This window comes from Kitasatospora sp. NPDC091257 (assembly GCF_044757675.1).
Lineage (GTDB): Bacteria > Actinomycetota > Actinomycetes > Streptomycetales > Streptomycetaceae > Kitasatospora > Kitasatospora lactacystinica.
In genome coordinates this window covers 1-10,095 of record NZ_JBIVVI010000188.1, presented here as the reverse complement: position 1 = coordinate 10,095, position 10,095 = coordinate 1, and the positions used below count along the sequence as shown (strand labels likewise).

Below are 10,095 nucleotides of genomic sequence, written 5' to 3'. Positions count from 1 at the left end.
CCCCACCTATTCCGAGGTGGACAACAGCCTTACCTCACAGGCCGGATGATGCCTTCGGGGGCTTCCCCGTCCGCGTTGACCAAGTCCTGCGACACCCAGTACGGCTCGATCAGCCGCGAGTCGGCGAGGCTGCGTCCCGGCCCGTACCAGACGGTCCTCATGTGCCCGCCCCGTTGGTGGGGGTACTGCCTCCAGCCCCCTGCCGCGCCACTGCCGCCGGTGCCCTGAGCGGCGCCGCGCCGCGCTTCCTGGACGCGCTCCCGGGCGGCCTTCAGACGCGGGCCGAGCCGCCAGCCAAGGCGCAGGAAGGTGTCCGGCTTGTTCCAGCGCCGCTGCTTGCCGGGTTTGGCGGCCTTGCCTCGCGGCGGCTCGGCGATGTCCGCCTTCGAGGAGCACAGGTAGACGGCGACCTGCAGAGCCCTCGTCACGATCGCGCGCTGGGCATCGGTCGGCGCCTCCTGGCCGCCCTTGCGGGCGATCCTCAGCGCAAGTTCCTCGGCGGTGAACCTGTCGCCAGCCCCGGCAGGGATCGACAGGTGGCAGAACTCCAGCACCGGTGTTGTACCGCCGGGCGGAGGGGGCAGCGGGGTACCGTCCTCGGCGAGCGGCTCGCAGATCACGGCGACGGCGATCTCATCCATCCGGTGGTCGCTGGTCAGGCACAGCAACTTGTCCGGGGTGCGCCGCCCGCTGAAGAGCATCGCCAACAGCCGTCCGCTCCCGCCGCCTCCCACGCTGAGCTCCATCGCGGGCGGCTCGGCGAAGACCACCATCAGGTTGGGGTGGCGGGCCAGGTTGCGAAACAGCTGCCCCGGCAGGGTGCCGAGCCGGTACGTCGCCAGCTCAGACGCCATGTCGGGGTGCATCGCGGCGACGTTCTTCCCCTTCGACCACAGCCGCCACAGCGCGGCCAGGGTGGTCATCTGCCGCACCTCGGCCAGGCTCAGCACGTCCTGCGGGAGGGTACTGAGCAGGATGCCGCCGTTGATCGCGTAGTCCGGCACTTCGCCGAGGCCGACGCTGTGCAGCACGCGGTTGGCGGACGTCAGCTCGGCAACGACCTGCTCGGCCACCACGGCAGTGGCCCGGCCCAGTTCAACGTATTTGCTCGCCATGTGGACTCTCCCCTGTCCCCCTTTGGGCCTCTTTGGCCCGACTGTGCCCACACTCGCCAAGGGGGATGGAGAGGACAACAGCCTTATATGGCACATGAGTTGGACCAAATGGCCCGCACGGACATCCGAGCCGATCACGACCGGACCGGGCGGCTCGCCGGGGACCGGCGGCCCTCGCCTCAGCCGTCCGGGCCATCCACCAGCTCCGCGTCGACCACCGCGGCGTCCTCCTCCAGCTCCGCCACGAAGTCGCTGCGAATCTTGGCCAGCCGGGCCGCCAGCCGCTCGACACTGTCCTCCCGGCCCACCGGGGCGGCCGCCAGCTCGCCGCCACCCGTCGGCGCGAGCTCGATCCGGGCCTGCGCCGCCCGGCCGAACGTCTCCGGCGCCAGGCACGCGAGAAGGAACTGGGCCGCCCGCCAGTCCGGCTGGGCGAAGTCCCGCTCGACCTGCACAACCCGCTCGCCGGTCTCCGGGTCGCGTACCGTCCGGGTGCGCTCCCGCACCACGTGTCCGCCCGTCGCGGCCTTCCGTACGAGCAGCACCAGCTGTGCCTTGCCCTCGCTGCGCGCGCGCATGAACCTGTCGCGGAACTCGCAGAAGGACTGCTCGCCCGCCCGGGCCCGCAGACCGGCCTCCCGCCGCTGCTGCTCCTGCTCCCCTCGCTCCAGCCACCGGTACACGGTGCTGGGATGAATGCCGGCCATCGGCGCCGCGTCGCTCACCGGAACGCCCGCCCGGACCGCGTCCAGCAACCGCTTCTCCACCTCCGGATCGAGGGCGGGACGGCGACCGCGGCGGCTACTCACGAGGCCGAACGTACGCCGAACCCCAGGTCAACGACGCCTCGAGAGCGCTGGAAGGCCAGCGCCCATGGGTATCCAGCCTCGCGTTCGGACACCCTATTCGGTTCCCCTTTCGACCCAAAGAGGAACCGGAAAGCCAGGAGCGCCAACCCCCGATGAGACATTTAAAGCACGATTCCCTTCCCGGGAAACGCCAACCCGGAGCCCTTGAAAAGGGTGCACGCAATAGGATTCGAAAGGAGGCTTTGCGCACCCTCTTCAAGGTACGCTTTCATTAACCCTTTCGGGCCAACCCGAAACAATGGAAAGGCGTGCCCTATTTTTCATATTAGCACTTTAGGGGAATGCCTCGGCGGGCATTAGGGACTTCCCTTGCCCGTAATAACGGGCCCGGAACTCGACTTCGAAAGCCGCCTTGACATGGGAAGAAGGCTCGCACCTAGGCGGGATCGTGGGCGACAACTGGAGCGGCGGCCTCTTTCGATGACCTAAATCTCCAGCCCACCGGCCGACAGCTGGGGCGATTCGTGTAGGCACTTTTTGGATTTGGCGAGGCGTCAGCCAAGTCCTAGGATCAGTGCGCGGATGCGGGCCACCCTTTGCCGAGGGCGACCCGCGCGCTCCGCTTTCCCGCATGCGTTTAGCAGAAATGGAACGATGCCCATGATGACACAGCCCAAGGGCTCCACGCCTCCGCCTTCCATGGCGGACCGGCCGGTGACCTGGCGGGACCTCGCGGTGTGCGGCCACGGCGCCCTGACCACCGCGAGCCTGCACACCCAGGTCGGGTGGCCGACGGCCACCTCGGCGCTCATCGGACTCACCGGCCCGCTCCTGTGGTCGCTGCTCCGCCGGTAGCAGGTCTGCGGCCGGACGCCGGCTGCGGCAGCCTGCCGGCGCCGCCGAGCACCTACTCACGTGAGTAGCGCGACGTCGAGCCGGGTGGGCACTCCGTAAATTTACGGGGTGCCCACCCGGGCTGCCGGGCTACTCCCAGCCGAGGTTGTAGGCGATCTCGTCGTACGCCGTGCCGGTCGCGCCGCTGAGCACGGCGGGCAGGACGACCACGCGGACCGTGAGTCCGGAGTCCTCGTTGATGAGGTCACCGAACTCGGGAGTGCCGACCGTCGTCTGGCGGGGGCCGTCCTCGGCCTCCCAGACCGTCACAACGGGCGCATCCGCAGGCAGGTCCGCGAGGAGGCTGTACAGGCGCGACACCGTCATGGTGTGCTCGTCGTCCGTGCTGACCTGCGGGAGGGCGATCACGGGCACGCGGCGGCCGGACTCGTCAAGCACCGGCGCCTTCACCGGCCACCCCAGCACGGTACGGCCCGAGCCCTCCGGCCCGGGGCAGTCGGCGATGACCAGCAGGTCATCGGGCATCACCCCCAGGAATCCGCGAAGGTCACCGACCCGCAGCGCGGTGGCGGGCAGGTCAAGAGGAACCCTGAGCAGCATCGTTCGTGTCTCCTTGGTGTGGGCGGCCGGGATTCGCGGTCCCGGCCTGGCCCTGCCATCCTCCCGTGGAACAGTCCGCTTGGGCACAACTCCCGTGCCGTGTCAGGCCGGTGGCGGCACGAGGGCGAGCACCTCGGCGCGACGGGCCAGGTCGGCGTGGAGCGCCCCGGTCAGGTGGGTGGTGACCATCGCGGCGCCGTGCGCGCGGGCGCCGCGCGTGGTCATGCAGGCGTGCTGGGAACGGATCAGGCACGCCGCGCCCTGGATGTCGAGGTGCGCGCCGAGAGCGTCCACCACCTGCTGACCCAGTCGCTCCTGGACCTGCGGTCGAGCAGCGAACTCCTGGACGAGGCGGGCGAGCTTGGACAGGCCGACGATGCGGGCTCCCGGGGCCGGAAGGTAGGCGACGGTGGCCCGGCCCTGGAAGGGCAGCATGTGGTGCTCGCACAACGCGTCGAACGGGACATCGACGGCGGCAATCAGCGCTGCACGCTCGCCTTCCGGGGGGAAGGTGACGGCGAGGTGCCGGACCGGGTCCAGGCGCACGCCGGACGTCAGCTCGGCGAGGGCCTTGGCCATGCGCCGGGGGGTGGCGGCCGTGGACTCGGTGTCGCACGGGATGCCGAGCGCGGCGAGAAGGCCTGCGGCGTGCAAGGTCGCACCGGCCAGGTCGACGGGGATGGCGGGGGTGGTCATCGTTTGCGTTCTCCAGGCCACAGCAGCACGTGCTGCCGCATCGTCAGGTTCCAGTTGCGTTCGATCACGTCGTCGGCCAGCGACCGGGCGACCTCGATGGTGCGTTCGGCGGTGGTCCCTTCGGGCATCACCCAGGTCGCGTGCGGGGGCAGGTGGAAGCGGTCCACCAGGCCGGCGATCTCCTCGAGGTCGTCGGGGCCGGAGGCGACGAACTTGAAGCGGGCGCGCTGCTTGTGGGCGAGGTCGGCGAAGACCTCCAGGGCTTCCGGCTTGATGCGCCGTTCCTCCGGCATGCCGGAGTTCGCCAGCTTGGGGCTGACGTTGAAGGCCAGCCGCGGTACGCCGAGGCTGACGGGCTTCGGCGCGAGGGTGCCGTTGGTCTCGATCTCGACGCGGCGGGTGGTGTAGCGCAGGACGGCCATGAACGAGCGCCAGGCGTCGGTGCGCTGGTGCAACAGCGGCTCGCCGCCGGTGATGACGATGATCGCGTGCGGGTGCCCGGCGGCCCACTCGGCAAGTTCGACAACGGGGACGCGGCCGATCTCCTTGCGCAGGTCGTACCGCTTGCCGTCCCAGGTGTACGGGGTGTCGCACCATCCACAGCTGAGGTTGCAGCCGCCCAGGCGCAGGAACAGGGCCCTCTGGCCAGCCGATGGCCCTTCTCCCTGGATGGTGGGCCCGAAGGCCTCAACGACGGGCAGGCCGGCGTCCGGGACAACGAGGGCGCTCACGGGGCCGCCGTCCAGGACGCGGCGTTGACGGCGGTCTCGGACACGCCGACGTGGGAGACGTACGCGCCGGCGGCGCGGGGCAGGGTGTGCAGGGCCTCCGTGGCGACGCGGCCCAGCAGTTCGGCGACGGCCTCCACGCTCGGCCAGCCGAGGCCGGCGGCGTGCTGCTCCTGCTCGGTGGGGTCCTCGGCGCCGAAGCGGAACAGCTTGCTGCCCTGCCCGGCGAGGACCGGGGCGAGCGGGTCGCTGGCTCCGAGCATGGTGCCGTGGTCGAGGAAGGTGTCGATCCACGTGCGCAGGGCCCGCTTGAATGCGCCGAACTCCACGACGGTGCCGGCCGCGAGCACCGGGGCGGTCACGGTGATCTCGGCCAGCCAGCTGTGTCCGTGCAGGTTCTCGCACTTCCCGGCGAGGTGCGGCAGCCGGTGCGCGCTCTCGAAGTTGTGGCGGACGGTGACGGCGTGGCTCACAGCTGCTCCCCCGCATCCCCCAGGTGAACGACCGCACCGGCCTCGCCGTCCTCGGACACCGCGACCATCGTCACCCGCAGGCCGACGCTGCTCACGTGTTCGGCGAGGGTGCGCGCCAGGGTCTCGCACGAGGCCGGCCCGCACTCGCGGGCTCCCGGGCCCCACCAGCCGCGGATCAGGTCGCCGAGGTCGTGGAACTCGGTGTCGCGGTCGTCGTGGGCGGCGGCGACGGCGACCGTGATGTGGAACAGGTGGCGGTGCCGGGCCCGAAGGTAGGAGCGGTGGTCGGGCGCGGCGGGCCAGTGGTGGAATCCGGGCAGCTCGACTTTGGCCCAGACGGTGGCAGGTGGCTTCACGAGGATCGTTCCTCCGGGTCGGTGAAGGGCGGGTAGGACGGCTGCCCGAGCAGCTCGTCGCGGGTGGTGCGGGCGAGTCGCCACACGGCGGTGGTCGCCTCGACGGTCTGCGCGCACATCAGGCAGCAGGCGGTGCGGCCGCGGGTGGGGTGGGCCGGCTGGTCGAGGTCGTAGGCGAAGCCGCGGTTGATCACGCCGACCTTGCGCAGCAGCGCGGAGTCCACGCGGACGTCGGGCCAGCGAAGCGGGCCGAGCCAGGTGGAGGAGTCGCAGGAGTCCGGGGCCACCGGCAGGCACCATTCGTTGACCGTCAGGCCGAGGACGTGGACCCACAGGGCGGGGTACTGGCGGTGGCGCTCCCACAGGGTGTGCAGCAGGCGCAGCCGCACCGGGTTGGGCGCTTGGACGACGTTGCCGAGGCAGATCCGGTCGTACTGCTGCGCGAGCTCGTCGAAGTAGTCCCAGCCGTCCACGAGCGGGTGGTAGACGGGGATCGGCGCGAGGCCTGCGGCCTCGAGGCGGGCGCGGGTGCGGATCTTGTTGTCCCGGCCGCCCTGGTCCAGCTCGATGTAGCCCCACAGCCGGTCGCTGTGGCGCTGCACCAGCTCGACGTACCGGGAGTACAGGTCATCGAACCCGTCGATCTCCTCCGGGGCGAGGCGTAGGGCCTCGTCCATGGAGATGCCGGGGTGGGCCCGCTTGTACTGGTTGGTCAGCCAGAAGATGCCGCTGTCCAGCAGGACCTGGTGCCCGTCGTCCAGCAGCTTGACCAACCTCCGTTCGTGGCCGGCGGTCAGCAGGTCGTTGGTGGCGAGCAGCACGTGGTGCGGGTAGTGCTCGGAGTCCCCGGCGGCGAAGTACAGGTGCCGATCGGCCGGGTCGAACGCGCCGCCGCCGGTGCGTTTCACCGCGGCGGGCTGGTGGCTCGGGCTCACCGCTGCGCCCCTTCCAGTTCGGTGCTGTCGGGGGCGTCGGTCAGCTCTTGGACGCGGTGGGCGGCGTGCCGCCAGCACGCACCCAGCGCCGTTGCGGCGTCCGCGCACAGGCGGGCGGCGGCCTGGTAGGAGTTGCTGTCGCCGGGGGCGTAGCGGAAGCCGGCGGGCAGGTTGCCGACGCGGCGCAGCAGGGCGGTCTCGATCCGCTGGTGGTTCCAGCGCAGCGGCGCCAGCCACGACGAGGAGTCGCAGGAGTCCGGCGGGACGGCCAGGCACCATTCGTTCGCGGTCAGCCCGAGCGCGTGGATCCACAGGTGCGGGTAGCTCTGGCGGCGCTCCCAGATGGTGTGCAGCAGCCGCAGGCGTACCGGGGCGGGGGCTTGCACGATGTTGCCGACGCAGATCCGGTCGTACTGCTCGGCCAGCTCGTCAAGGTAGTCCCAGCCGTCCACGAGGGGGTGGTAGACCGGGATCGGCGACAGGCTGAGGTCGTGCAGGGCCTGGCGCTGCGCCCGCTTGTGCAGCAGGCCGCCTTGGTCCAGCTCGATGTAGCCCCACAGCCAGTCGCCGTAGGTGCGGGCCAGGTAGATGTACCGCTCGCGCAGTTCCGCGAACCCGTCGATCTGCTCCGGGGGAAGCGCGAGGGCCTCGTCCATAGAGACGCCGTGGGCGCGCCGGTGCCGGTTGGTGAGCCAGAAGATGCCGCTGTCCAGAAGCACCTTGCAGCCGGCGTCCAGCAGGTCGCGCAGCCGCCGCTCCTCGGCGTCGCCCAGCAGGTCGTTGACGGCGGTCAGCACGTGCGGGCCGGCGTTGAACTCGCCTCCGCCCGCGGTGAAGTAGATGGGCCGCTCCGAGCGGTCGAAGGTTCCCCCGGCGGTCGGTAGGACGGTCGTCACGACTCGTCCCGAAGCGTGGGCGCCACACCGCTGATCCGCGCCCACTTGTCGAGGAGGTGACCGGCCAGGTAGCGCTCGGGCTGCACCATCACCAGGCGCCGGCCGACGGCCCGGTCCGCGAACGGGGCGAGCGGGGTGGGGTAGGGCAGGAAGAGGCTGCCCTCGATCAGCAGCGGGGTCCACTGCGGCCAGCCGTCGAAGACCTCGGCGACGACGAGGCGGTGTTCGCCCAGTTCCCACACCTGGCCGGTCTCGACCTGGTGCTCGGGCTCCCCGACGGTGACACCGGCCAGGGCCAGGAGGTCGCCGCGGTTGAGCTGCTCGGGCTCGGCGGCGCCGTCGTCTTCCGCCTCGGCCGCGTCGTCGGCCTGGCCGCCCGCGGCGACGTCCTCGAGCATGGCGTCGATCTGGGCGTGGTCGAATCCAGTGGCGGCGAACAGCTCCGGATCCACCTGCTCCAGGTCGGAGAGCATCGCCGCGAGACCCTCGCCGTCCCAGCCACCGGCGGTGGTCAGGTTGTTGGAGGCGATCAGGTAGGCCTCGGCGTGGGCGTCGTCGCGGCTTGCCCAGCCGCGCACCACGGGGACGGTCCACGTGCCGTCGGCGGTGACGACCACCCCGTCCGGGGCCTGCTTCCCCGCGTCGCGGCGGCGCGCGAGGGTCTCGTAGCGGCCGTGGCCGGCCACCAGCCGGTCGGTGCGTTCGTCCAGCAGGCCGGGCTCGGTGAAGTCGAACTGCTCCACGGAGCGATCCAGCCCGTCGTCGTCGTGCCCTTTCGGGTTGCGGGCGGCGGGCCGGACCTCGTCCAGCGGCATGTAGTCGATGTAGCGGGGGGCTGCCATGAGCGGGGAACCTAGGCGGCCGCCCGCGGTTAGGTCGCGTCGAGCAACTTCCGGCGCTGGGGTCGCGGTTCAGCCACCGGCCGGATGCGAGAGGGGTCGGTGCAGGTACCGGGCGTGGATCGGGCCGATCCGGCTGAACGGGTCGCCGAACTCGGCGACGAGCTGTTCGTAGATTGGTGTGCCAAGGTCTCCGGCTGGCCTCACCGGCACGAGGTGCGCGGCGGGTTGGAGGGGGGCCGGGCGCCGGGCGAACCAGGGCGAGCGAGGAGTGTCGGCTGCGGGGTCGTGCGGGCTGGTCACGGTGTTCCTCTCAACTTGCCTGTGATGACCGGACGTTAGATCAGACGGCGGACAGTGCGGCCGCTTCGACGTCCGGGGTGGGCCTGGCCAGGCACGGGCAGGGAGTGCCTGGCCAGGGCGAGTGATGCGCGCAGGGTTTGGCGTCCTTACTGGCTTCCACGCGCCGGTGGGGCGCCGCGCTTGGCCGCGCGGACTCTGCGGACCTGGGTGCTGCCGCTCGTGCGGGTCCGCTTGGTGGGGTAGTCGAGTTCGTGCAGTGCCGGGCGCTCGTTGGGCTGGTTGTCCCAGAACGCCTCCAGCTGCCGCACCCGCGCGGCGGTGTCGGGCTCGGGGTCCTTGAGCCGCCCGGCGATGTGCATGTACTCGTACGCGCCGTAGGTGCCGGGCGGCACCCCGTCGAGCAGCGCCCGGGCGATGTTCTGCGCCTTCTCGGCGGCGGACTTCGCGGCACGGTGCCGGTCGTACTCGCCGAGGGCCCACTCGATGTCGGCCTTGTCGGTGACGAGGGTGTACGACTCCGGGGAACGGCCGACGGCCTCGGCCTGAAGCATGTTCCAGCAGTCGACGCGCGCCGGGCAATAGCGTCGGCAGATCACGTCGGTGCTCGGACCGGACCGGTCCCGGGGCAGCGCGGTGCCCAGGTCCAGGGCCGTGGCGATCGCGGTCAACCGGCCGAGCGCCCGCCGGGCGGCCTGCTCGTCGAAGGGCCGGGCGAACTCCTCGTCCGCGCCGCTCTTGCGCTCGAAGTAGACGATCCTCACCTCGGTCACCCGCTCGCCAGCAAGGTTCAGGGCAAGGGCGTACAGCTGCGTCTGGTCCCACTCCGTCTCGGGCGGGCCGTCGTCGCCGACCAGCGACCACTTCCAGTCCCCGGCGGTCTTGTAGTCATAGAGGACGCCGGTGACCGGGTCGTACTCGTCGTAGCGGCTCGGCCGGTCCAGGCCCGGCAAGGTGACGGACTGCTCGTACAACCGCCACGGGTAGAGGGCGCGCCGGCGGCGGGACACCGAGTCGTGGATCAGCGTTCCGGCCCGGGCCGCGCGCCGATCGACTGGGGCCGGGACATAGCCGGACGGCGGGTCCTCCCGGTACCAGATCGCGCGGCGGCAGGAGCTGGTGTCGGACGCGCCGATCGACCACTGGCCGGGTTGCTTGGGGCGGCGGGAGCGGCGGCGTCGGCCGGTGCGCTCGGACGCTGCGAGGTCGTCCCCGAGCCGGTTGTGGGCCGCCGTCTGGGCGCGTTCGAGGAGCAGGTCGGCGGGGTCGCGGCGGTAGCGGGCGCAGCTGGTGGCGGGGTGGCCGCCGGAGCGTTTCTGGCCCCGGTGCGCGTGCCGGGGGGCGCCGCACCGGCACGGGAGTGGGCTGGGCCCGATGAGGCGGGCGGCGGCGAGCGTACGGGCGCGCTCGATGGGGAGCTTCATGAGGTGTCCGTGTGGGAAGGCCGCAGGGCCGCGCAGACAGGACGCGGCCCTGCGGGCGGGGTGGGCGGG

Annotated in this window: 12 protein-coding genes; 1 reads left to right on the top strand and 11 read right to left on the bottom strand. The window is 71.4% G+C overall.

Translation table 11 applies throughout. From position 1 onward, the window contains the following. Positions 1–29 precede the first annotated feature (29 nt). Both ACIQOV_RS11885 and ACIQOV_RS11880 read right to left on the bottom strand, forming a co-directional pair. On the bottom strand, positions 30–1,073 hold the full coding sequence (locus ACIQOV_RS11885; protein ID WP_401047690.1) for a hypothetical protein: 1,044 nt from the start codon (positions 1,071–1,073) through the stop codon (positions 30–32). A gap of 221 nt (positions 1,074–1,294) precedes the next feature. Next, positions 1,295–1,924: a hypothetical protein gene (locus ACIQOV_RS11880; protein WP_401047687.1), complete on the bottom strand. Its 630-nt coding sequence runs from the start codon at positions 1,922–1,924 to the stop codon at positions 1,295–1,297. 660 nt (positions 1,925–2,584) lie between these two features. Between ACIQOV_RS11880 and ACIQOV_RS11875 the strand changes: the two genes are divergently transcribed. Next, positions 2,585–2,779 (top strand): hypothetical protein, encoded by a 195-nt coding sequence (locus ACIQOV_RS11875; protein WP_401047685.1) that lies wholly within the window; start codon positions 2,585–2,587, stop codon positions 2,777–2,779. A gap of 129 nt (positions 2,780–2,908) precedes the next feature. Here ACIQOV_RS11875 and ACIQOV_RS11870 read toward each other — a convergent pair whose 3' ends face one another. The 9 genes from ACIQOV_RS11870 to ACIQOV_RS11830 all read right to left on the bottom strand — a co-directional run bounded on the left by ACIQOV_RS11870 (position 2,909) and on the right by ACIQOV_RS11830 (position 10,026). Then, on the bottom strand, positions 2,909–3,379 hold the full coding sequence (locus ACIQOV_RS11870; protein ID WP_401047682.1) for a hypothetical protein: 471 nt from the start codon (positions 3,377–3,379) through the stop codon (positions 2,909–2,911). Positions 3,380–3,481: 102 nt separating this feature from the next. Then, positions 3,482–4,075 (bottom strand): GTP cyclohydrolase I, encoded by a 594-nt coding sequence (folE, locus tag ACIQOV_RS11865; RefSeq protein WP_401047679.1) that lies wholly within the window; start codon positions 4,073–4,075, stop codon positions 3,482–3,484. Then, positions 4,072–4,806, bottom strand: coding sequence for a 7-carboxy-7-deazaguanine synthase QueE (locus tag ACIQOV_RS11860; RefSeq protein ID WP_401047676.1), 735 nt, complete (start codon positions 4,804–4,806; stop codon positions 4,072–4,074). The genes folE and ACIQOV_RS11860 overlap by 4 nt, the downstream gene beginning before the upstream one ends. Next, positions 4,803–5,276: a 6-pyruvoyl trahydropterin synthase family protein gene (locus ACIQOV_RS11855; RefSeq protein ID WP_401047674.1), complete on the bottom strand. Its 474-nt coding sequence runs from the start codon at positions 5,274–5,276 to the stop codon at positions 4,803–4,805. Before ACIQOV_RS11855 ends, ACIQOV_RS11860 begins: the two co-directional genes overlap by 4 nt. Further along, the gene (locus ACIQOV_RS11850) at positions 5,273–5,632 is read right to left on the bottom strand and encodes a hypothetical protein (protein WP_401047671.1); all 360 of its coding nucleotides are present in this window, start codon (positions 5,630–5,632) and stop codon (positions 5,273–5,275) included. The genes ACIQOV_RS11855 and ACIQOV_RS11850 overlap by 4 nt, the downstream gene beginning before the upstream one ends. Further along, complete coding sequence (locus ACIQOV_RS11845; RefSeq protein ID WP_401047670.1) at positions 5,629–6,567, bottom strand: hypothetical protein; 939 nt, start codon at positions 6,565–6,567, stop codon at positions 5,629–5,631. Before ACIQOV_RS11845 ends, ACIQOV_RS11850 begins: the two co-directional genes overlap by 4 nt. Continuing rightward, positions 6,564–7,463 (bottom strand): hypothetical protein, encoded by a 900-nt coding sequence (locus ACIQOV_RS11840; RefSeq protein ID WP_401047669.1) that lies wholly within the window; start codon positions 7,461–7,463, stop codon positions 6,564–6,566. Before ACIQOV_RS11840 ends, ACIQOV_RS11845 begins: the two co-directional genes overlap by 4 nt. Continuing rightward, positions 7,460–8,305, bottom strand: a complete 846-nt coding sequence (locus ACIQOV_RS11835; protein WP_401047667.1) for a hypothetical protein — start codon at positions 8,303–8,305, stop codon at positions 7,460–7,462. Before ACIQOV_RS11835 ends, ACIQOV_RS11840 begins: the two co-directional genes overlap by 4 nt. 446 nt (positions 8,306–8,751) lie before the next feature. Next, a complete protein-coding gene (locus ACIQOV_RS11830; protein ID WP_401047665.1) occupies positions 8,752–10,026 on the bottom strand; it encodes a hypothetical protein in 1,275 nt (424 codons plus the stop codon). Between the last annotated feature and the right edge of the window lie 69 nt (positions 10,027–10,095).